The sequence below is a fragment of the Leisingera sp. M527 genome (assembly GCF_025141525.1).
Taxonomy (GTDB): domain Bacteria; phylum Pseudomonadota; class Alphaproteobacteria; order Rhodobacterales; family Rhodobacteraceae; genus Leisingera.
In genome coordinates, this window is sequence record NZ_CP081039.1 from 55,050 (window position 1) to 76,298 (window position 21,249).

Consider the following 21,249-nt stretch of genomic DNA (forward strand, 5'->3'; position numbering starts at 1 on the left):
GTTGCATGAATCTCTCTTCTGGCCTAGTTCTGAAACATTCGGTACAGAACGGTTGAGAGCACTATGAGGCCAAGAGAATTTGATGAAGGCGCGGTGGTTGACGCGGTCATGCGCACATTCTGGCGCAATGGCTATGCTGCGACCTCTATGAATGATCTGGTGGAAGCAACCGGCCTGTCCCGCAGCACCATTTACAATTCCTTCGGGGGCAAGAAAACGCTTTTTGCGCTTGCCCTTAAAGAATACCGGAGGGTAACCACCGAGAACGTCGCGCTGATCTCCCGGCCTGGTGATGTAAGAAACAACCTCCGGGCACTGCTGCTGTCCATCGTTGACAGCGAGCTGAGCGACCATGAGGGTTTTGGCTGTTTTGCCGCCAACAGCAGCCTGGAGGTTTCCGGCCGGGATCCGGAACTCAGCGCGCTGGTCGCGCAGCATTTCGAGCGGCTGGAGAGCGGGTTGCTGCGCCTTCTAAAGCGCGGCCAAAAGGCCGGAGAAATTTCGCCTGATCAGGACTGTCAAATGCTATCCCGGTACTTTGTTGCGGTAATACAAGGCATTAGAGTTGTCAGTAAAGGGCTTCCAGCGGCCTGCCGCCAGCCCTATCTGCACAGTATCGTCGAAGCCTCCATCGAATCCGTGTAACATTAGCATGAAGTTCTCCCATTGGTTGTTGACTGTTGTGGAATGATTGTTCCATAAGCGGTTTTAATTGCGGCCACCCCAGTGGGGTTAACTTCACAGCGGTCGCTGGAACCCAAGAAACAGAGGTTAAACATGACACCGGACGCAATTTCGCCGCCACCCCGTTCCGCCCTGTGCGTGGCAGTTCTGGGAGCCGGGCTGATGGGGGCCCCGATGGCACGCAATATCGCTGCGGCTGGCTGCCAGGTCAGTGTATGGAACCGCTCCCCAGACAAGGTTTTAACCTTGGCGGCCCCGAATATCACAGTAGCTGCGGATCCCGCTGAGGCGGTTCAGAACGCCAGAGTTCTTGTGACCATGCTGAAAGACGCAAGGGCCATCGCAGAAGTCATGTCGGTGTTGCCGGACGCTGAGAGCGTGCCGGAGACACCTGTCTGCTGGCTGCAGATGAGCACAGTCGGGCCGGCCGACATGTCCGGGCTGAAGACGCTGGCGGACCGCAAGGGGCTTACCCTTATCGACGCACCAGTGCTTGGCACCCGCCAGCCGGCAGAGGCCGGGCAGCTTCTAGTGCTGGCTGCCGGTCCGGACAGTACAAAGGAAGCTGTGCAGCCGGTGCTGGATGCTGTTGGCAAAGCCACCCGCTGGCTGGACACCGCCCCCGGAATGGCAACCCGGCTGAAGCTGGCGCTGAACAGCTGGGTTTTCGCACTGACCCATGGAGCGGCAGAGAGTCTGGCCCTGGCGCGCGGCCTGGGACTGGATCCGGAACTGGTGGCGGAGATTCTGCGTGGCGGGCCACTGGATACCCCCTTCTTTCAAATGAAAGCCCTGGCCATGGCATCGGGAGATTTCACTCCGGCTTTCACCGTAGACAACGCCGTCAAGGACAGTGGGCTGATCCTTGATGCCGCTCGGGAGGCAGGCGTGCGGGCGGATTTGGCCGAGGCAGGCCTGAATCGCTACCGGCGGGTGCAGGCGCAAGGCCGGGGCGATGCTGATATGGCAGCCTCAATCCTTGCCTGAAGTCCGCAGCGGCGGCCATTGGCCGCTGCCCTCAAGAATTTTAAATATTTACAGGATCTGACTATGAGTAATTTTCTCGGCAAGCGGCTGCGCATTGGCGTTGCCATTCCGTCAACCAACACTTCAGCGCAGCCTGAAATGGAGGACATGCGCCCCTTTAGCGTTACCAATCACATCGGCAGGATGCTTATTGATGATGATTCCCTGACCCATACGGATGGCTTCAACCGGGTGATTGAAAACATCCGTAGCTCCACCCCGGACGCCATCCGCAGCCTGCGCCATTGCGGCACCGGGGCGATCATTGCTGCGGTATCGCCAGATGGCTATTGGGAAGGCCACGCTGCGCATGAGGCTTTGCATGGCCGTCTGGCGGAAGCAGCAGGTGGTGCAAAGATCATTATGAGCGCAGATGCAATCCTGGCAGCGTTGAAGGCACTTGGCGGAATCCGGCGAATTGGCCTTATTTCGCCCTATCTGGAACTGGGCGATGAGCCGGTTTCGCGGTTCTTCACTGACAGCGGGATCGAGGTTGCAGCCACGCATGGCCTTGGCGGGCGGACGCCGTCAAATATCTCGGACGTTTCCCCGGCAAATCTGCGTGACGCGGTGCTGGACGTTGACGGACCGGATGTGGAAGCCATTGTCCAAGTGGGAACCAATGTTCCCATGGCGGATTTTGCCGCTGCCGCGGAAACCTGGATTGGAAAACCGGTGCTGTCGAATAATGCGGTTCTCTACTGGCACGCTTTGCGTAGCTGCGGCGTGACCGACCCGATCTCCGGCCGAGGTCTTCTCTACGAAAACCACTGACTCATTCCGTAGCAGGCGTACCTGCTGCTGGCATCTATTCCGAATAGCAGCATTCTCACTGCCGGCCTGCCTCGGCGGTGAGTGGCCACCAGTTTTGTAATGAACATTCCAATACTTGACAGGACATACCATGAGTACCCCCAACTCGCTCCTCTCCAGACCCGTTACCGCCCGCCCGCAGCAGACCGATATCACCCGCGCGCTGCTGCGCGCCGCGTCGGAACGCACCTCGCTGGTTGATATGCTGATGCTGCAGGTGCGCTGCCGCGGTGAAGAAATCGCGGTATGCGACGATACCAGCGCATTGCGCTATAGCGATCTGGCCGAATATGCCGCCCGCCTGGCCGCCCGCCTGAAACGCACAGGTGTCGGCGCGGGAAGCCGGGTGGGGCTGTTCGCGGACTCCTCTGCCGAGATGATGGCCGGCCTCTGGGGTATTCTGTTCTCAGGCGGCGCCTATCTGCCGCTGGGCACCGATTACCCAGTGGACCGGCTGAGCTATATGATCCGCGATGCGGGTATTGACGTGATTGTCACCCAGGACAAGCTGCGCGGCCGCCTGGCCGAGATGATCCTGCCGGAAGTTACCGTGATCACCTTGGATGCGCTGGATGCGGTCCCTGGCCGGGAAGATAGCGATTGTTTGTGCGGCCCTGCGCTGCTGGAGGATGATCTAGCCTATATGATCTACACCTCCGGCACCACCGGTGCCCCTAAGGGTGTTGGCATTTCCCATGCGGCGATCCTCAACCAGCTGTCCTGGCTGCAGACTGAGCAGAAGCTGCGTGTAGGCGAAGTCATCCTGCAGAAAACCCCCGTCAGCTTTGACGCTGCGCAGTGGGAGCTGCTGGCAGTCTGCTGCGGCGTTCAGGTGGTGATGGGCCGCCCCGGCGTTTACCGCGACCCGGAAGCGCTGATTGAGCAGGTCAAACAGCATGGAGTTACTATGCTGCAGGGGGTTCCGACCTTGCTGCAGGCATTGGTTGACCTGCCGGAATTCGAAACTTGCACCAGCCTGACCAGCCTGTTCAGCGGCGGTGAAGCCTTGACCCGCAAACTGGCCGCCCGGATTTTTGAGTCCCGCCCCGGCTGCCGTCTGGTGAATCTCTACGGCCCGACCGAATGCACCATTAACGCCACCGCCCACACGGTGGATCCGGCAGCGCTGGAGAATGGCCCGGAGATGATCCCGATCGGCCAGCCAGCCGCCAATACAAGCTGCTGGATTCTGGATGGAAATCTGCAACCCGTTGCCGAAGGCGCAGCCGGGGAGCTCTATATCGGCGGCCGTCAGCTGGCCAATGGCTATCATGATCGCGGCGACCTGACCGCCGAGCGTTTTATCACCTGGATCAGCCCGGCTGGCGGCATGCCGCTGCGGCTGTACAAAACCGGGGATCTGGTGCGGCGCAACCCCGATGGCAGCCTGCAATTCCAGGGCCGCGCCGACAATCAGGTCAAATTCCGCGGCTACCGGATTGAACTGGATGAAATCCGTTTGGCGATTGAGAACCACGACTGGGTCAAGGCCGCCGGGGTGTTTGTGAAACCGCATGCCCGCACCGGCCAGCCGGTTCTTGCTGCCGGTATTGAGCTGAACCAGCGTGAAGCACCGCTGATGGATCAGGGCAATGCCGGTGCCCACCACCACAGCAAGAAAAGCCGCCTGCAAGTGCGCGCGCAGCTGTCCGGCGCGGGCTTGCGCAGCACGGCGGAAACCGAAGGGCGCAAAACCTATGCCCTGGCGGGTGCCGATGCGGACGCAGCCCAGCGGCAGCTGGCTTTTGCCCGCAAGACCTATCGTTTCTACGAAGGCGGAGAGGTCTCAGCCGAGGATGTGCTTGCGGTTCTGGCGCAGCCGGAACAACCGGCCTCAGCCGCAGGCGGGCTTGAGGCGCTCAGCGCCGGCGATCTGGGTTTTCTGCTGCGCTGGCTGGGTCAGTTCACCAGCGGGGAACGGCTGCTGCCCAAGCATGCCTATGCCTCACCGGGCGCACTGAACGCGACACAGGTATATGTGGAGCTGGCCAATGTGGCGGGGTTTGAGCCCGGTTATTACTATTACCATCCGGCCCGCCATGAACTGGTTCTGACAGCGCCGCGCCCAGCCTCGGCCAAGCCGGTAATGCAACTGCATTTCGTGGGAAATATTCCGGCGATTGAACCGGTTTACAAGAACAACCTCCGCGAGGTGCTGGAATTTGAAACCGGCCATATTCTGGGCCTGATGGATCATGTCCTGCCCGCCCATGGCCTGGGAATCGGTGCGGGTACAGCTGGGCCCGATGCGCTGACGCATCTGCAATGCGGCCCGGATCATATCTACATTGCGGGCTATGCGGTCACCGCACATGCCGACCGGTTAACAGATCTGCCGGTGGATTTCTATGTGCAGGCCCATGGCAGCAAGGTGTCGGGATTGGAGCCGGGACATTATGCCTACCGGGACGGCGGCTTGCAGCCGTTCTCGCGTCACATCATGGAACAGCGCCATGTAATCGCCATCAACCAGCGGGTCTATCAGCGCGCCAGCGGCATGATCTCGATGGTCAGCCGGGATGCGGAGCGCTGGCACGCCTATATCGACCTGGGCCGCAGTCTGCAGCGTGTGCAGCAGAACAGCCGCCGGATCGGGACCATGTCGTCCGGCTACAGCTCCAAATCGGGAAATGATCTTGTTGCGGCGGTCCGTCTTAAGGACATCCTGAACGCGCAGGGCTTTACTTCCGGTGCCTGTTACAGTGCCGTTTTCGGCAAGGTCAGCGCCGAACAAATTGCGCATGAAGGCATGCACGAAGACAGCGTGCATATGGAAGGCCCGGCTGAACTAATCCGCCGCGACCTGCAGTCATTGCTGCCCGATTATATGGTGCCCAGCAAACTGGCGCTGGTGCCGTCGATCCCCTGCAGCGCGTCGGGCAAAGTGGATGTGAACGCCCTTAAGGCGCTCCCTGAGTTCGACGATGCCGCTGCCGAACGTGAGATCATCAACCCCCGCAATGATACGGAAACCCGGCTGGCTGGGATCTGGTGCGCGCAAATGGGCATCGAGGAGGTCTCGGTACAGGACGATTTCTTTGAAATCGGCGGCGACTCGCTGAAGGCCGTCAAACTGGTGCAGGGCATCAACCGGGCCTTTGAGGCCAGCCTGCCGGTGCAGGTGCTGTTTGAGGACACGACGATCGAAGCGCTGGCACGCCGGTTGGATGGCGGCAGCGCAGACTCCAGCCTGTCGCGTGCAGTGCCATTGAAGAAAGGCACAGGCGCCCCGGTGTTCTGCTGGCCCGGCCTTGGCGGCTACCCGATGAACCTGCGCCATCTTGCGCGGGAGATTGACACGCCCCGTCCCGTCATCGGCGTGCAGGCCTCGGGCGTGAACCCCGGCGAGAAGATCTGCGGTTCGATCCAGGAAATGGCAGCCCGCGATGCCGAACTGATCCGTCAGGCGCAGCCGGAGGGGCCCTACACGCTCTGGGGATATTCCTTTGGCGCGCGTGTGGCTTATGAGACCGCCTATCAGCTGGAGCAGGCGGGCAGCGAGGTAGCGGAGCTGACCCTGATCGCGCCGGGCTCTCCGGAGTTGCCCGGCGGCGATCCCGCTCGTGCGGATGAGGCCGCGCTGTTCCGCGATCCGTCCTTCCTGACCATCCTGTATTCAGTCTTTGCGCAGACTATCGCTGCGGACCGGGTGGCCCCGGTGATCGAACAGGTCTCGGATCTGGAGGGCTTCGTAAGGTATATCGCTGCCGAAAAGCCGGATCTCGACCTGGGCATGATCGGCCGTATCACCCGGTTGGTGGCACAGACCTATGCGCCGGAATACGGGCTGCAGATGGAACAGCGCCAAGTGACCGCGCCGGTGCGCCTGTTCAAGGCACCAGGCGACAATCTCTCCTTCCTGGAGGAAGCCACCCGCACTCTTGCCGCTCCGGCACCGGTCCACACGCTTGCTGCGGACCACTATCAGCTGCTCAAACCCGGCGGCGTTTCCGAATTGGCCGCTGCAATTCGCCGCCACGTTCCGGCATGGCAGCCGACCCGCCCTGAAACCCGTAATCTGCAAGAGGCCTGATCCCATGCCCCACGTCATTATCAAACATTTCGACGCCACTCTGACGGCGGAACAGCACGCCGCCCTTTCCGAAGCCATTACCCGGTCGGTCACTCAGGTCTTTGGCTGCTCCCCGCACGCGGTATCCATCGCACTGCGTCCGGTGGCGCCGGATGACTGGCACGGCAGCGTCTTTGTTCCGGATATCAAAACCCGTCCGCAAGAATTGCTCAAATCGCCGGATTATTCGGCGGTTTGACCCCCGCATACCACCTGTTGAAAGGACACCCCATGACCACACGCATTGCCAAAGCATCACCAGCGTTACTGCTGGTCGCGATATTCCTGATCTCACTGAACTTACGCCCTGCAGTTGCTGCCATCGGCCCGCTGGTGTCGCAAATCCTGGGCGATACCGGTGTCAATTCCACTATCATCGGCTTCCTGACCATGATCCCCGTGTTTCTGATGGGCATTGGCGCCATCTATGTGCGCCAGCTGCGTTCAGCATTGGGTGAGCGCGGCGGCATCACGCTGGGCGCGGTGATCATCGCCCTGTCCTGTGCAGCCCGCATGTGGCTGCCCACCGGTGCCGGCCTTCTTGTTACCGCCGCCGGGGCCGGGATTGGCATTGCCATGGTGCAATCGCTAATGCCGGGCTTCGCCAAGCGCAATTTCGGCGCGGCAACCGGCCGGGTGATTGGTCTCTACTCCACCGGGATCGTGGCGGGGGCCTGCATCGCAGCGGGTACGGCTGCAGGGCTTGCGTCTTCGCTGGATTGGACCGGTACTCTGGCGGCCTGGGGCCTGCCCGCAGTTCTCGCGGTTCTGATCTGGGCCATGGCCGCGCGCAACGCCGATAGCGAGCGCACAGCGCCTGCCCCCGCAGCGGGCACCACGCCGCCGCAGTTCTGGCGCAGCGCGCGCTGCTGGTCGCTGATGCTGTTTTTCGGGGTCGGCACCGGCGCCTTCATGCTGGTGATGGCCTGGATCCCGCCCTTCTATCTGGAACAGGGACTGGATCAAGGTGCTGCAGGCCTGTTGCTGTCGGTGCTGACGGTGATCGAAGCGGCAACAGCCTTGGGCGTGGCGGCTTTCATTCACCATTTCCCGGACCGCCGCGGCCCGCTGGTTGTTGCGCTGATCCTGACAGCTTTGGGTTTCGGCGTGCTGTACACCGCCCCGATTGACATGTCCTTCCTGGCAATGGCGTTGCTGGGTGTTGGCATCGGCATTCTGTTCCCGCTGTCAATCATTGTAGCCATCGATCACGTTGATGATCCCACAACCGCAGGCAACTTCACCTCTTTCGTGCAGGGCGGCGGCTATATTCTGGCAAGCTTCGTGCCTTTGTCCGCTGGTGCCGTTCGGGATGCAATGTCAGACCTTAGCAACGTTTGGCTGGTGATGGCGGCAGGGTCGCTCCTGATGATCTTCTTTGCAGTTCGCTACTCTCCTGAAAGCTACAAACGCTTCTCCACCATGCTGCGCAGCGTTTCTCTGGACCGCGGACTGCGCGCAGCCAGCTGACACCGGTTCCTCCCCAAGCAGGTTTGATCCTGCCGCGCTATTCCCGTTGCGAAACGGGGGTAGCGTTTGTTGTGCTGATGCTGATGCAAAAAATGTACCTAGAAACTGTATTGTTCAGACGGTCTGAGCGGCCCGTTTCCGGCGGAATTTGCAGAGTGTGTTGACCATTGATACGAGCTTGCGGGCAACGGCAATAATGACGACTTTGTTCTGTTTTCCTGCCTTCCGCAGCCGGTCTGCAAAGGGTTTCAGGACCGGATTGTGATGCGCTTCATCTCAGGCATGCTTCACAGCCTTGCCGGGCAACGGGAACGAGAAAGGCATCTTCGCGCGGATTATGGCCGGCCTGGCTGCCGAGCACCGCGAAGAGCAGACGATCATGATCCCCTCTCGGGACTTCACTGAGTGATGCCCTGCCGGGCAGTGGACGCGACCTATCTCAAGGCACACCGCACCGCGGCCGGTATGGCCGCGAAAAAGGGAGGCGTGGCCGCCTATTTGGCAGAACCAAGGGTGGCATGAATACCAAACTGCATGCCGTCTGTGAAAGCCAAGGGCGCCCGCTCAACCCGTTTGTTACCGCCGGGCAAGTCAGCGGCTGCATCGGTGCCCGGGCTTTGCTCAGCAGTCACCCGGTCGTGGGCTGGCTGCCAAGTGATCGCGGGCATGACGCCGGTTGGCTATGAAACCTGACCCTGGCTGGCGCGGTCGCCCAAGGTGACATCCAGGGTGACTTCCTTGCCCCTGCGCAGCACCTCGATCTGTGCCGCTTCTCCGGGGGCATTCATCGCCACCGCTGCGGTCAGATCGCGCAGCTCATTGACGTCAGCCCCGCGAAACCGCAGCACCACGTCGCCCGGCTTGAGGCCGGCTTCAGCTGCGGGGCTGTCAGCCGCCACGCTTTCGATCACCACGCCCTTGCCTGCCTCGCGGCCCAGCACGTTGGCGGCGTCCTCGGACAGCGGTTTGATTTGCACGCCCAGCCAGCCGCGGGTGATCTCGCCATCATCCTCCAGATCAGCGACGATCTTCTGCACCATGTCCGAGGGCACGGCAAAGCCGATCCCGACCGAGCCGCCGCCGGGCGAATAGATCATAGTGTTGACGCCGACAACCTCCCCTTCGGCATTGAACAGCGGACCGCCGGAATTGCCCCGGTTGATCGCCGCGTCGGTCTGGATGAAGTCATCAAACGGCCCGGCGTTGATATTGCGGGAGGTGGCCGAGACGATGCCCGATGTCACCGTGCCCGCCAGGCCGAAGGGGCTTCCCATGGCAAGCACTTCGTCACCCACCCGCAGCGCGTCTGAGGATCCGAATTCCACCACCGTGAGCGGCGCGGCGGCCTCAACCTTCAATAGGGCAATATCAGTCAGCGGGTCGGCCCCGATCACGGTGGCTTCATGCACGCTGCCATCGGCCAGGGTGACGGATACGGTCTGGGCATTGTCGATCACGTGGTGGTTGGTGACGATCAGCCCGTCTCCGGAGATCACGAAGCCGGAGCCTGCGCCCTTCACCGGGCGGCTGTCGTCGAACCGGGGCATTTTGCCGCCGAACCGGCGCATGAATTCTTCCATGAACTTGTCATTCGGAATGGTCTGCCGGCCGGAAGCTGGCTGCGCCTTGCCGGTGACCTCGACAAACACAACCGCAGGCGAGATGGTTTCGACCAGATCCGCATAACCGCCCGCCGGCACCGCCAGTGCGGGTGCAGGCGCCAGGGTAAACATCGCCGCTGCTGAGGCGGCAGCGGTCAGGGCAAAGGCAAACCGTTTGGGAGCGTGGGTTTTGGGCATCTTCATTTCCTTGCGTTGAAGTGATGCAAGGCAGATGGCGGGTGCGGATTTCAATGTCCTGACGTCTTCTATACAGATCTGTAATGTGTGCAGAGGCGCGACACGGTGTATCACCGGGCCGGCAGCAAAGCGGGGGAAGCCTTGAAGATCCTGGTGATGGAAGACGACACGACCACGGGGCCTTATGTGGCCACGGGGTTGCGCGAGGAGGGGCATAGTGTTGATCTCGTCACTGATGGCCGCGAGGGGCTGCTGCAGGCCAACGCGGCTGACTACGACGTGCTGATCATCGACCGGATGCTGCCCGGCCTGGACGGGCTGAGCCTGATCAAGACCCTGCGCGGCGCCGGGCTGCGCACGCCTGCGATCATGCTGACCGCACTCAGCGGCGTGAACGACCGGATCGACGGGCTGGAGGCTGGGGCGGACGATTACCTGGTCAAACCCTTCGCCTTTGGCGAGTTGGCCGCCCGTGTTGCTGCCCTCGCCCGCCGCCCAGGGCTGCAGACACAGGAAACTGTGCTTCGGGCCGGTGATCTGGAGATGGATCTGGTCCGCCGCAAGGTGACCCGCGAAGGGCAGGAGATTGACCTGCTGCCGCGCGAATTCCGCCTGCTGGAGCATTTGATGCGCCGCAAGGGCCGGGTGCAGACCCGCACCATGCTGCTGGAGGCGGTCTGGGACATCAGCTTCGACCCGCAGACCAATGTGGTGGAGACCCATATCTCCCGTTTGCGCGCCAAGATGGACAAGCCCTTTGCCAGCGATCTGATCGAAACCGTCCGCGGTGCGGGGTACCGGATTGCCGGGTGACCGGCGGAGCCGCACGCGGGCTTTACTGTGCTCGTCGCCGATGCGGCAGTCGCTGTGGCTGTCGCTGCTGTTTGTGGCGGCCAGTGCGCTCAGCCTTGGGATCACCTACTATGTTGCGCATGGTTCCCAGCGGCAGGCGATCGAGGAGAGCCTGACTCAGGATATGGCGGGTTTCCGGGCCACGCCTTCCGCCGCTGCACTGGCCGCATTGGTCAATGCTGAGACCGCCGAGACCGATCCGCAACGGCGCCTTCTCAGTTACCGCCGCCCGGGCGGGCGGATCGTGGCCGGCAATGCGGCGATCATGCAGCAGCAAGAAGGGTTCCGGGTCGTGGCACTGGGGCCGGCCCCGGTTGAGATCACCGGCCGCTTCATCTCTCTTAGCGAATACATCCACGGCGGGCTGCTGACCGTCGCGCAGACTGCCAAGCCTCTGGATGACCTGCGGCAGACCTATCTGCGGGTGCTGTTTTTCAGCTTGCTGCCGGCCATTGCCATCGCAGTCCTGGGCGGCGTGCTGCTGGCGCGGCGCTCGGCCCGGTCGCTGGCGGGGATTGAGCACACACTGTCGGCGCTGACCTCCGGCGATCTTGGCGCTCGGGTGCCGGAAGCGGCGCGCCGGAGCGACATCACCCGTATCGGCCAGAGCGTGAATCGCATGGCCCGGGCACAGCAGCAATCAACCGAGGCGCTGCGGCAGGTCTCTGCCGATATTGCCCATGACCTGAAAACGCCGATCCAGCGGGTGGCGGTGCAGCTTGCCCGCTTGCAGGAAATGCCGGACCTGCCGTCAAATGCGCAATCGCTGGCGGATCAGGCGCTTGCGGAGACCCGCGGCATCACCCGTATTTTTCAGGCGCTGCTGCAGATTGCCCAGCTGGAAGGCGGCACGCCGAGATCGCGGTTCGAACCGGTGGACCTCTGCGAAATCGCAGCCACCTTTGCCGAAATCTATGAACCGGCCGCCGAAGAGCAAAACCGGACGTTCACGCTTAGCCTGCCGGAAACGCCGGTCCTGGTCAGCGGTGACCGGGCGCTGCTCGGCCAGTTGCTGGCAAATCTGATCGAAAACGCTCTGCGCCACACGCCGGAAGGTTCGGGCATCAGCTTGTCGCTGCAGCACAACAGGGAAACAATCCTGTCCCTGCGCGACCACGGCCCCGGCATTCCCGAAGCCGAGCACCAGAATGTGCTGCGCCGCCTCTACCGCTTGGAACAAAGCCGCACCACCCAGGGCAGCGGCCTCGGCCTCAGCTTGGTGGCGGCAATTGCCGAGCTGCATCGCGCCAGGCTGACCCTGTCCGATGCAAATCCCGGCTTGCAAGTTGAGGTGGCCTTCAGCGGTTAGTGCGCTGACCTGAGTTCCTTCAGCACCTCCGCCAGCCGTTTGACCAGCCGTGGAATGATCCGTTCATCCACGCCGGAAAAGCCAAGCACCAGCGCCGCGCGGTCAATCGGTTCGATGCAGTAGACCGAGATTGGCAGCGAGTCGATGCCCGCCGCCAGCAGTGCCTCATGCGCGGCCTGATCATCAATACCGTGTTTCAGCCAGGCCACCATATGCATGCCGGCATCGGTGCGCTGCGGCTCCAGGAATTCACTGCATTCGCGTGCCAGGCTCTCAAACAGCACATCCCGGCGGACCCGGTATAGCTTGCGCATCTTGCGGATATGCTCGGTGAACCGCCCGTCCGCCATAAAACGCGCCATCGCCTCCTCTACCACGGCAGAGGAGTTCTGCCCCAAAAGGTTGCGCGCGGTGGCAAAGGTTCCGGCAAACTCGGGCGGCACCACCACATAACCCAGGCGCATTGCCGCGAACATCGATTTCGAGAACGTGCCCACGTAAAACACCCGCCGCGCGCTGTCCAAGGCGCTGAGCGCGGGCAGCGGCCGGCCGCGGTAGCGGAACTCGCTGTCGTAATCGTCCTCGATGATCCAGGCGTTGTTTTCCTGTGCGTAATTCAGCAGTGCCAGCCGCCGCCCCAGGCTCATCGTGGTGCCCAATGGCTGCTGATGCGACGGGGTGGTGAAAATCAGCGCAGGCTTCGGATACCGGCGGACAGCGTGGTCCAGATCCAGCCCCTCGCCGTCCACCGGCACCGGTGCCACCTGGGCCCCCATGATCTGCATCACGTCCCGTCCTGCGATATGGCCGGGGTTTTCGTACCAGACCGTATCCCCCTGATTGAGCAAAACAAAAGCAATCAGAACAAAGGCTTGCTGCGCGCCGGAGGTGATGATGACCCGCTCCGCATCAACCTTCATGCCGCGGGCATCACCCAGATGCCTGGCAATCGCCTCGCGCAGGGCTGCATTGCCATTCACCTGCCCGTAACTCAGGCTGCGCCGCGCGTTCCGTTCCATCGCCCCGGCCAAGTATTTCTGCCAGAGCTTCGCAGGAAACTGCTCCAGTGCAGGCACGCCGGGACGAAAGGGCGCGGTCTCGCCGTAGCGCGCAAGGGACTTTGACGCGTTGATGGTTCGCGCGTGGTCGGAAATCTCGAAATCTGCCGGCTTTTCTCTGTGCCGCGGTGCGCGGACCTGCGGAAAAGCCTCTGTATCCAGCCCCTCGGCAACAAACGTGCCTGCCCCGGTCTTGGCCTGGGCATAGCCCTCCGCGATGATCTGTTCATAGACATTCTTGACCGTGATCCGCGAAATCCCCAGCTCCTGTGCCAGTTCGCGGGTGGAGGGCAGTTTTTGCCCCGGTGCAAGCGACCCGTCCAGGATCAGCCGCCGTAACGAGGCATCCAGCTGCCGGTAGATCGGCACCGGGGAGTCGCGTTCGATTGTGAAACCTTGCAGCAAGGCGCCGCCCGGGGATTTCGGCATTGGTTCAAGTGGGTCTATAGTTGGATCAATAACGGGTATAGTTGATGTACCCACTCTTTAGTAGCCTCAATCCAAACTGGTGCAAAACGCGCCACGGGTTCACGAAGGTTTGAGGCCAATCCATGACCAGAATTGAAGATTACGCATTCCCCAAGGGTCTTGACCTGTTGCGTGCCTGGCAAGCGGGCGATGCCGGGGCCAAGGCAGAAATGAAGCGGGTGTTCGACGCGGCCATCGTCGGCGGTTTCGACGCCAATTTCGGGCAAAAGGCCGACCCGAACCGGGTCAACAGCGTCGCCTCGGTCCACATGCTGGCACTGGCGGTGCTGAACGATCTTTATGGGATTGAGACCCGCGAGTATTACCACGAGGACCCCTATCGCTATGTCCGCGCCAACCTTGCGGTCAGCCGCCTGCTGGGGGTGAACAAGTTCTACATCACCTGGGCGCTTTATGCCTGGTCCTGCGAGCCGCTGGGCCAGACCATGATGTACCCGGATAAATACCCGCCGGGTGCCGACCCCGATAACATGCTGATCAGCAAGGACAACTGGCGCGACTTGAAGACTCCGGATTTCACTTCCGGAGTGCCGCTGGCGATCACCAGGATCCTGCGGGTGCATGAGGAGCTGACCGGTCTGCCGCCGCTGTTGCAGATCACCGCGCCTTACAGCCTGGCCGCTGACATCTATGGGCAGGAGCCGCTGCTGGGCGATGTGGTGAATGATCCGGATGAGGTGAATGCACTGCTGGATCATCTGGGCGACTTGGTGCTGGGGCCGTGGATGGACCACCATATCGCCACCTTCCCGAACGGCTGGATCGAACTGTCGGACGCCTCCGGCTCGCCTTTCTTCATTGGGCCTGAGAACTGCAAAAACATGTCGATCCGCGCGATCCGGCACATGCTGAGGGACAAGCCCTATGCCGGCCGGGTGTTCGACAACAACTACCGCGGCGACCACGTGACGCTGGCCAGGAAGAAAGACCGCCGATCCCGCCGCCGCGGCGGCACCGAGGCAAGCACCGCCGCCACACCCGAACCGGCGCCCTTGGAAAACCCGGCCCTGTTGGAACTGACAGATGCAAAGGTGAGCGTGAACCCTGTCTTCATAATGCGGCTGGCTGCGGACAAGGTTGACATCTCTTTCTATGAACAGCAGGCGATCGCCCGGAACATGCCGCTGACCTCGGGTATCGGCTCACCCGAAATCGACCGCAACAGCATCGAGGATCTGGACGCCGCCAAGGCAGAAACCCGCGGGATGGCCCGTACCCATGTGGCGGCCATCCGCAACGTCTGCGCCCATGTGGATCTGCCCGAGGACAACCACGTCAGCCAGGCTTGGCCGAGCCACATCTATTTCGAGGACGTCAACCTGCACACAGAGTTCGATCTAGTCGAGATTATACTTGAGGAAGTTTATGGCGCGGAGCCGGTCCAACGCCGTTCCTGAAGGTTTCACTCCCTGCCGGGACGCCTCTGTCCGGCAGCTATGGACCGGCCCTTGGGCCGGTCTTTTTTCAACGGATACTCAAACCTTCATCGGTTTGCCAGCCGCATAGGTCTGCGCGATGGAGCGGTCGTCGCCCAGGGTCTGCAGGATAAACAGTTCCTCGGACAGGGTCTCTGCCCGCTGCATCCGCAGGTCCATTGCCGGGGTGGCGCGGGGATCGAGCACCACGATATCGGCTTCGGTGCCTGCCTCCAGCGTGCCGATCTTGTCTTCCAGCCCCAGCGCCACCGCATTGCCGCGGGTGATCCAGTGGAACGCGCGCAAGGGGTGCAGCTTCTGGTTCTGCAATTGCAGGACCTTGTAGCCCTCGTTCAACGTCTGCAGCATCGAATAGCTGGTGCCCGCGCCGATGTCGGTGGCAATTGCATTGGTGATGCCGCGGCTGCGCAGGCCCGCGTCATCAAACAGCCCGCTGCCCAGGAACAGGTTGGAGGTCGGGCAGAACACCGGCTTGGCCTGGGTTTCGGCCAGCGCATCAATCTCGCGCGGTTTCAGGTGGATCGAATGGCCCAGCAGCATCTTTTCCGTCAGCAGCCCATAGGACTGGTAGACATCCAGATAGTCGCGCGCCTGCGGATAGAGTTCGGCGGTAAAGGCGATCTCGTCGTGGTTTTCCGACAGATGGGTTTGCACGTAGCACTCGGGGTGCTCCTTCACCAACGCACCCGCCATCTCCATCTGGTCGGGGGTGGAGGTGATGGCAAAGCGGGGGGTGGCCGCATACATCCCGCGGCCTTTGCCGTGGTACCTCGCGATCAGCTCCTTAGTATCGTCGTAGCCGCTGACGGGCGTGTCCAGCAGCCCCTCGGGTGCATTGCGATCCATCAGGACCTTGCCGCCGATCATCCGCATGTTGCGGCGCGCGGCCTCGTCGAAATACGCCTCGGCCGAGGTCTTGTGGACCGAGCAATAGGCCACGGCGGTGGTGGTGCCATGGCTGGTCAAGAGGTCAAAGAAATGCCCGGCCATCTGCGCGCTGTGGCCGGCATCGGCAAAGCGGACTTCCTCAGGGAAGGTATAATTGTTCAGCCACTCCAGCAGTTGTGACCCCCAGCTGGCGATCACCTGCACCTGCGGGAAATGCAGGTGGGTGTCGATGAAGCCGGCCATAAGGATGTTCGGGCGATGGTCGATCACCTGCGCCTCCGCCGCCTGCGCGGCCAGATCGCCATAGCTGCCCTTGGCCAGGATCATACCGTCCGCCAGCAAGAGCGCACCGTCCTCGATGAACTGATAGGCGCTGGTGTCGTCAGCGCCTTGCGGTTCAGCGGTGAAGGTCAGCACCCGCCCGCGCAGCAGCGTCTGTTTCGATGTCATGTCTTTGATGTCCTTGGTTCGCAGGCAGGGGACGCGGTGCCCCCTGCCCCTTTTCATTTGGGATTATTCGCCTGCAGGCAGGTGCGGCACATGGGGTTTGGCAGCGTCCTCATGCTCATCCGCCTTGTGGAAGATCGGATAGATGAACAGGAACGCAGCCGCGATCAGGTAGCCCATTGCGACGCCGCTGAATTCCGGCCAGTGCAGGCTGGCAGAATGGATCACACCGACCAGCGACATCACCGCCGCCGCCAGGGCAAAGCCGCCTGCGTTGCGGAAGTCGCCGTCGATCACGCTGGCGACAATGGCGCCCCAGATCAGGCCAGTCAGAATCGCGCCCTGGCTGAGGGCCAGATGGCCTTCGTAATGCGCGCCCTGCTGCAGCAGCGCTGCGGTCAGCTCAGCATCACCCAGCTGCGCCATGCCGGAGGCACCCAATGCGCCCAATGCGCCGGCCAGTGCGCCCCATTTGATCACCAGGAAGGCCGAGACATGCGGCATCATCGCGATGGTCACCGCCGCGATATGGTCGGTCTTCACCGAATGCGCGGTGTTGGTGACCAGGCTGAGCGCCACAAACACCAGTACCGGCGCGGCAGCGGCCACGGGGATCAGGTTGTTGAGGAACGCCAAGAGGCCAAAGAAGGCGGCAAAGGGGATCACCAGGCCAACGCCGATGATATAGCCCGAGCGCGCGCCCATGCGTTTATAGGCCGGATGGCCGATATAGGCGGTGGTCGGGAACGGCGAGCCGAAGACCGCACCGATCATGGTGCCGACACCGTCGGTCACCTGGCACAGACCGACCGGATAGTGGTCGCCCGCCGCTTCGGCGCTTTCGACGTTGTTCATGGTCTCGATGAAGTTGTAGATCTGCACCGGCACCAGAACCAGGAACAGCTCCGGGTTGGCAAACAGATGCTGGATGCCGGCAATCAGGTCACCGAAGTAGGGGACCGGCAGGTAGACACCCACACCTTCGAACGAGACCGAAGCCTTGCCCATGCCAAGCGCCACAACGGTGCCGACGATCAGCGCCAGAAGACCCGCCGGAATGTTGAACGGCAGCCGGTGACGGCCGACCAGGCCCCACAGGATAATGATCATCGAGGCAAAGCCAATGAACGGGTCTTCGAAAATCGTCGCCAGCGGCACGGTGCCGATGAACACCAGCGCGATGCCGCACAGCGTGCCCAGCATGCCGGCGCGCGGGGTCACACGTTTGAGCCAGGGGCCGACGATGGCGCCAAGGCCAGCCACGATACCGCCCATGAAACCCGCGCCAATGCCCACCTGCCAGGCCAGCATGGCGTCATTGGTGGACCAGTAGATCGGCCCGATCACGCCGAACAGATAGACGAACATGACGGGCGTTGAGATGCCATAGGGCAGCGCAGTCACGTCGCGCCCCTCTTTCTCGGCTGTATGTTTGGCCAGCCAGGTGTAAACCGCGACACCGGCCAGTATCGCCACTGCGGCACCCGGCACGATGCGGCCGAACACGATGTCGGCAGGCATGTTGAAGACAAACTGACAGATGCCCGAAAGCACAATCAGGTTGATCAGGTTGTCGGTAAACAACGCCCAGAATGCACTGAAGTCATTCCGCGCGAACAGTTTGTATGTGTAGCTCCGCCCTGTGGTCATGGCGGCCTCCTCCTATCAGAGGACGCAGTCCTTAACGGCTGATCACTCCAGCCGTGTCTCCCTCTGCGTCCGGTTGCTTGCCCGTTTGAGGCAAATCAATGCTCCGTGCTGGAGCGGACGCGGCAGTTTCAGAGGTCAATTCAGCGATCACTTCCGCAGCCACGAAGGCCGCGATGACGCTGGGCCGCTTGTCGCGGCTGCCGCTTGCCCCGATGGGGCAGATGAGACGGTCGGTTCGCTGACCGTCGCAATGATCCCGGCACCAGCGGCGGAATTTCTCCCGCTTGGTGGCCGATCCGATCAGGCCCACGTATCCGGCATCGCCGCGCTGCAGGGCAGCGGAGGCAAGCAGGAAGTCGAGTGCGTGATCATGGGTGAGAACAACAAAGGCGCTGCCCGCCGGGGCGGTGGCGATGTCGATCTCAGGGATAGCGCTTTGGCGGATCTCCACATCCGCTTGGGCTTGGGCCAGTTCTTCGGCGCGCTGGTCGATCAGGATGCAGCGCATCGGCATATGCTGGAACAGATCCGCCAAGGCCCGGCCCACGTGGCCTGCGCCCATCACATAGACATGCGGCAGGGTCTGCTCATCAGCCTGCTGGCGGGCAATCGCGTCCTCGCGGTCGGCCTGGCGCATCTGCGCCAGCGACATTTCCACCCGGCCGCCGCAGCATTGGCCGATCTCCGGCCCCAGCGGTACGTCCAAGGTGTCGCTGATCATATCCTGCTTCAGCATCCGCCGGGCGTGGTCGATGGCGATATATTCCAGCTGGCCGCCGCCAATGGTGCCCCACAAGCCCTCTGTCGCCACAAACATGCAGGTGCCGGCCTCGCGCGGGGAAGACCCGCGAACGCGGGTCAGGCGCACCTGCACCACATGTTTGCGACTGGCCAGAAAGTCTTGGAGGGAATGGCGGCGGGCCATGGCTCAGCCCTGCCCTTTGAGGGTTTCGATGGCCATCAGAACGCGCTCCGGCGTGGCCGGCGCGTCCAGACGCGGGCAGACCTTGTAATCCGCCGTGCTGGCGACAGCCATCGACAGCGCCTCGAACACCGAAATGCCCAGCATGAACGGCGGCTCGCCTACGGCCTTGGACCGCTTGATGGTGCGCTTCTTGTTTACTGACCATTGGGCCAGCTGGGTGTTGAAGATGCGCGGCCGGTCAGACGCCAGCGGGATCTTGTAGGTCGAGGGCGCATGGGTGCGCAGTCGGCCCTCGCCGTCCCACCACAGTTCCTCGGTGGTGAGCCAGCCCATACCTTGGATAAAGGCGCCCTCCACCTGGCCCTTGTCGAGGACCGGGTTCAGCGAGCGGCCCACGTCATGCAGGATGTCGGTGCGCTCGACCCGGTATTCACCGGTCAGCGTATCGACCGAGACTTCCGAGCAGGACGCGCCATAGGCGTAGTAGAAGAACGGCTGGCCCTTACCTGCCGCGCGGTCCCAGTGAATTTCCGGCGTCTTGTAGAACCCCGCCGCCGACAGCTGGACGCGGGCCATATAGGCCTCCTTCACCAGCTTGTCGAAGGGGATCTCCTCGCTGTCGACACGCACGCGATTGGGCAGGAATTCGACCTCTGCCTCAGAGACGCCGTGCTTCTCGGCCGCGAATTTGGTCAGCCGGGCAATGATCTGCTCCGCCGCATCCAGCGCCGCCATGCCATTGAGGTCCGAGCCGCTTGAGGCCGCGGTGGCCGAGGTGTTCGGCACCTTCTCGGTGGTGGTCTTGGTGATCTTGATGCGCTCGAAATCCACCTGGAAGGCATCGGCCACAACCTGCGCCACCTTGGTGTTGAGGCCCTGCCCCATCTCTGTGCCGCCGTGGTTCAGGTGGATCGAGCCGTCATTGTAAACATGGATCAGCGAGCCCGCCTGGTTGTACCAGGTCGCGGTGAAGGAGATGCCGAATTTCACCGGGGTCAGGGCAATGCCCTTCTTGATGATCTTCGAGTCCTTGTTGAAAGCGATGATCTCTTCCCGGCGCTTGCGGTACTCGGCGTTTTCCTCCAGCTCTGTGATCAGCCGGTCGAGGATATTGTCCTCCACCTTCTGATGGTAGGGTGTCAGGTCGCGGCCTTCCTCGCCATAAAAGTTGGCCTTGCGCACATCCAGCGGGTCTTTGCCGAGGGCATAGGCGATTTCTTCGATCATCCGTTCGGCAGCGATCACACCCTGCGGGCCGCCAAAGCCGCGGAAGGCGGTGTTGGAGACGGTGTTGGTCTTCATCGGGCGGCTTTTCAGCAGCACATTCGGGTAGAAGTAAGCGTTATCCGCATGGAACAGCGCCCGGTCGGTGACCGGGCCGGAGAGGTCAGATGAATAGCCGCAGCGCGCGGCAAAGCCGCCCTCGACCGCCTGGATGCGGCCCGCGTCGTCAAAGGCCACGTCATAGTCGATCACAAAGTCATGGCGCTTGCCGGTGGCGGTCATGTCCTGATCGCGGTCCGGGCGGATCTTGACGGCGCGGTTGTGTTTCTTTGCGGCAATCGCAGCCACCGCGCAGAACAGGTTCATCTGGCTTTCCTTGCCGCCAAAGCCGCCGCCCATCCGGCGCACGTTGACGGTGACCGCGTTGTTTGCCACGCCCAGAACATGCGCCACCATATGCTGCGCCTCGCTTGGGTGCTGGGTGGAGCAATGCACGGTCACATCTTCATCTTCGCCGGGGATGGCAAAGGCGATGTGGCCCTCCAGATACATGTGGTCCTGGCCGCCAACGGTCATCTGCGCCTGGATGCGGTGCGGGGCGCTTTTGCGGCCCGCTTCCACATCGCCGCGCTCCAGCTTCAGCGGGTCGGTGATCATCGGATAGCCGGCTTCCTGCGCCTGAACCGGGTCCAGCGCGTGCGGCAGCACCTCGTAGTCTACCTGTGCCAGTTCGGCAGCACGGCGGGCGGCATCGCGGGTTTCGGCGATCACCGCAAACATCGGCTGGCCGTGGAACTCGACCTTCCCGGTTGGGAACACCGGCTCGTCATGCTTGCCGGTGGGGCTGATGTCGTTGACGCCGGGAATGTCATCGGCGGTCAGCACATCTACCACACCGGGGGCGTTGCGGACTGCAGTCAGATCGATGCCCTTGATATTGGCATGGGCCACGGTGGAGACACCTAAGTAAGCGTGCAGCGTGCCCTGCGGTTCGGCGATGTCATCGCAATATTCGGCGCGCCCGGTCACATGTTTGATGGCGCTGTCATGCTGGCGGTCCTGATGCACGCCGCCGCTGATGGTTTGATGGTCTTTCATCTGCTTTCC

Annotated in this window: 15 protein-coding genes and 1 pseudogene; 10 read left to right on the plus strand and 6 right to left on the minus strand. The window is 62.2% G+C overall.

Features of this window, described 5'->3' with window-relative positions; translation table 11 throughout:
• The first annotated feature begins 63 nt into the window (after window positions 1-63).
• The 7 genes and pseudogenes from K3555_RS21955 to K3555_RS21985 form a co-directional block, all read left to right on the plus strand.
• Window positions 64-645: a TetR/AcrR family transcriptional regulator gene (locus tag K3555_RS21955; protein ID WP_260008829.1), complete on the plus strand. Its 582-nt coding sequence runs from the start codon at window positions 64-66 to the stop codon at window positions 643-645.
• Between the two features lie 132 nt (window positions 646-777).
• A complete protein-coding gene (locus K3555_RS21960) occupies window positions 778-1,671 on the plus strand; it encodes an NAD(P)-dependent oxidoreductase (protein WP_260008831.1) in 894 nt (297 codons plus the stop codon).
• A gap of 63 nt (window positions 1,672-1,734) precedes the next feature.
• Window positions 1,735-2,484 carry an arylmalonate decarboxylase gene (locus K3555_RS21965; protein WP_260008833.1) on the plus strand — a complete coding sequence of 250 codons (750 nt, stop codon included), beginning with the start codon at window positions 1,735-1,737 and terminating at the stop codon, window positions 2,482-2,484.
• A gap of 130 nt (window positions 2,485-2,614) precedes the next feature.
• A complete protein-coding gene (locus K3555_RS21970) occupies window positions 2,615-6,556 on the plus strand; it encodes an amino acid adenylation domain-containing protein (RefSeq protein ID WP_260008835.1) in 3,942 nt (1,313 codons plus the stop codon).
• 4 nt (window positions 6,557-6,560) lie between these two features.
• On the plus strand, window positions 6,561-6,794 hold the full coding sequence (locus tag K3555_RS21975; protein WP_260008837.1) for a tautomerase family protein: 234 nt from the start codon (window positions 6,561-6,563) through the stop codon (window positions 6,792-6,794).
• A gap of 32 nt (window positions 6,795-6,826) precedes the next feature.
• Window positions 6,827-8,065 (plus strand): MFS transporter, encoded by a 1,239-nt coding sequence (locus K3555_RS21980; protein WP_260008839.1) that lies wholly within the window; start codon window positions 6,827-6,829, stop codon window positions 8,063-8,065.
• A gap of 310 nt (window positions 8,066-8,375) precedes the next feature.
• Window positions 8,376-8,745 (plus strand): annotated as a pseudogene (locus K3555_RS21985) (hypothetical protein); the annotation flags it as partial.
• Here the strand turns inward: K3555_RS21985 and K3555_RS21990 are convergent.
• Window positions 8,746-9,870, minus strand: coding sequence for a trypsin-like peptidase domain-containing protein (locus K3555_RS21990; protein ID WP_260008841.1), 1,125 nt, complete (start codon window positions 9,868-9,870; stop codon window positions 8,746-8,748). It lies immediately after the preceding pseudogene.
• A gap of 135 nt (window positions 9,871-10,005) precedes the next feature.
• Here K3555_RS21990 and K3555_RS21995 point away from each other — a divergent pair, with 135 nt between their 5' ends.
• Together K3555_RS21995 and K3555_RS22000 are read left to right on the plus strand one after the other, a co-directional pair.
• On the plus strand, window positions 10,006-10,677 hold the full coding sequence (locus K3555_RS21995; RefSeq protein ID WP_259993058.1) for a response regulator transcription factor: 672 nt from the start codon (window positions 10,006-10,008) through the stop codon (window positions 10,675-10,677).
• A 40-nt stretch (window positions 10,678-10,717) separates the two neighbouring features.
• Window positions 10,718-12,025 (plus strand): HAMP domain-containing sensor histidine kinase, encoded by a 1,308-nt coding sequence (locus tag K3555_RS22000; protein WP_260008842.1) that lies wholly within the window; start codon window positions 10,718-10,720, stop codon window positions 12,023-12,025.
• Here K3555_RS22000 and K3555_RS22005 read toward each other — a convergent pair.
• Window positions 12,022-13,512 carry a PLP-dependent aminotransferase family protein gene (locus K3555_RS22005; protein WP_260008843.1) on the minus strand — a complete coding sequence of 497 codons (1,491 nt, stop codon included), beginning with the start codon at window positions 13,510-13,512 and terminating at the stop codon, window positions 12,022-12,024. The genes K3555_RS22000 and K3555_RS22005 overlap by 4 nt on opposite strands.
• 122 nt (window positions 13,513-13,634) lie before the next feature.
• Here K3555_RS22005 and K3555_RS22010 point away from each other — a divergent pair, with 122 nt between their 5' ends.
• The gene (locus tag K3555_RS22010) at window positions 13,635-14,969 is read left to right on the plus strand and encodes a uroporphyrinogen decarboxylase family protein (protein ID WP_260008844.1); all 1,335 of its coding nucleotides are present in this window, start codon (window positions 13,635-13,637) and stop codon (window positions 14,967-14,969) included.
• A gap of 78 nt (window positions 14,970-15,047) precedes the next feature.
• Here the strand turns inward: K3555_RS22010 and guaD are convergent, their stop codons facing one another.
• From guaD to xdhB, 4 genes are all read right to left on the minus strand, one after another.
• Window positions 15,048-16,346: a guanine deaminase gene (guaD, locus tag K3555_RS22015; RefSeq protein WP_260008846.1), complete on the minus strand. Its 1,299-nt coding sequence runs from the start codon at window positions 16,344-16,346 to the stop codon at window positions 15,048-15,050.
• Window positions 16,347-16,409: 63 nt separating this feature from the next.
• The gene (locus K3555_RS22020; protein WP_260008847.1) at window positions 16,410-17,993 is read right to left on the minus strand and encodes a xanthine/uracil/vitamin C permease; all 1,584 of its coding nucleotides are present in this window, start codon (window positions 17,991-17,993) and stop codon (window positions 16,410-16,412) included.
• Between the two features lie 31 nt (window positions 17,994-18,024).
• The gene (gene xdhC, locus K3555_RS22025) at window positions 18,025-18,918 is read right to left on the minus strand and encodes a xanthine dehydrogenase accessory protein XdhC (RefSeq protein WP_260008848.1); all 894 of its coding nucleotides are present in this window, start codon (window positions 18,916-18,918) and stop codon (window positions 18,025-18,027) included.
• A gap of 3 nt (window positions 18,919-18,921) precedes the next feature.
• Window positions 18,922-21,240: a xanthine dehydrogenase molybdopterin binding subunit gene (gene xdhB, locus K3555_RS22030; protein WP_260008849.1), complete on the minus strand. Its 2,319-nt coding sequence runs from the start codon at window positions 21,238-21,240 to the stop codon at window positions 18,922-18,924.
• Window positions 21,241-21,249: the final 9 nt, after the last annotated feature.

Coding starts and splice junctions, on each gene's coding strand:
- guaD (WP_260008846.1), bottom strand. CDS start 16,346: ATGACATCGAAACAGACGCTGCTGCGCGGGCGGGTGCTGACCTTCACC.
- K3555_RS21990 (WP_260008841.1), bottom strand. CDS start 9,870: ATGAAGATGCCCAAAACCCACGCTCCCAAACGGTTTGCCTTTGCCCTG.
- K3555_RS21970 (WP_260008835.1), top strand. CDS start 2,615: ATGAGTACCCCCAACTCGCTCCTCTCCAGACCCGTTACCGCCCGCCCG.
- K3555_RS22010 (WP_260008844.1), top strand. CDS start 13,635: ATGACCAGAATTGAAGATTACGCATTCCCCAAGGGTCTTGACCTGTTG.
- K3555_RS21955 (WP_260008829.1), top strand. CDS start 64: ATGAGGCCAAGAGAATTTGATGAAGGCGCGGTGGTTGACGCGGTCATG.
- K3555_RS21960 (WP_260008831.1), top strand. CDS start 778: ATGACACCGGACGCAATTTCGCCGCCACCCCGTTCCGCCCTGTGCGTG.
- K3555_RS21965 (WP_260008833.1), top strand. CDS start 1,735: ATGAGTAATTTTCTCGGCAAGCGGCTGCGCATTGGCGTTGCCATTCCG.
- xdhB (WP_260008849.1), bottom strand. CDS start 21,240: ATGAAAGACCATCAAACCATCAGCGGCGGCGTGCATCAGGACCGCCAG.
- K3555_RS21975 (WP_260008837.1), top strand. CDS start 6,561: ATGCCCCACGTCATTATCAAACATTTCGACGCCACTCTGACGGCGGAA.
- xdhC (WP_260008848.1), bottom strand. CDS start 18,918: ATGGCCCGCCGCCATTCCCTCCAAGACTTTCTGGCCAGTCGCAAACAT.
- K3555_RS22020 (WP_260008847.1), bottom strand. CDS start 17,993: ATGACCACAGGGCGGAGCTACACATACAAACTGTTCGCGCGGAATGAC.
- K3555_RS21980 (WP_260008839.1), top strand. CDS start 6,827: ATGACCACACGCATTGCCAAAGCATCACCAGCGTTACTGCTGGTCGCG.
- K3555_RS22000 (WP_260008842.1), top strand. CDS start 10,718: ATGCGGCAGTCGCTGTGGCTGTCGCTGCTGTTTGTGGCGGCCAGTGCG.
- K3555_RS22005 (WP_260008843.1), bottom strand. CDS start 13,512: ATGCCGAAATCCCCGGGCGGCGCCTTGCTGCAAGGTTTCACAATCGAA.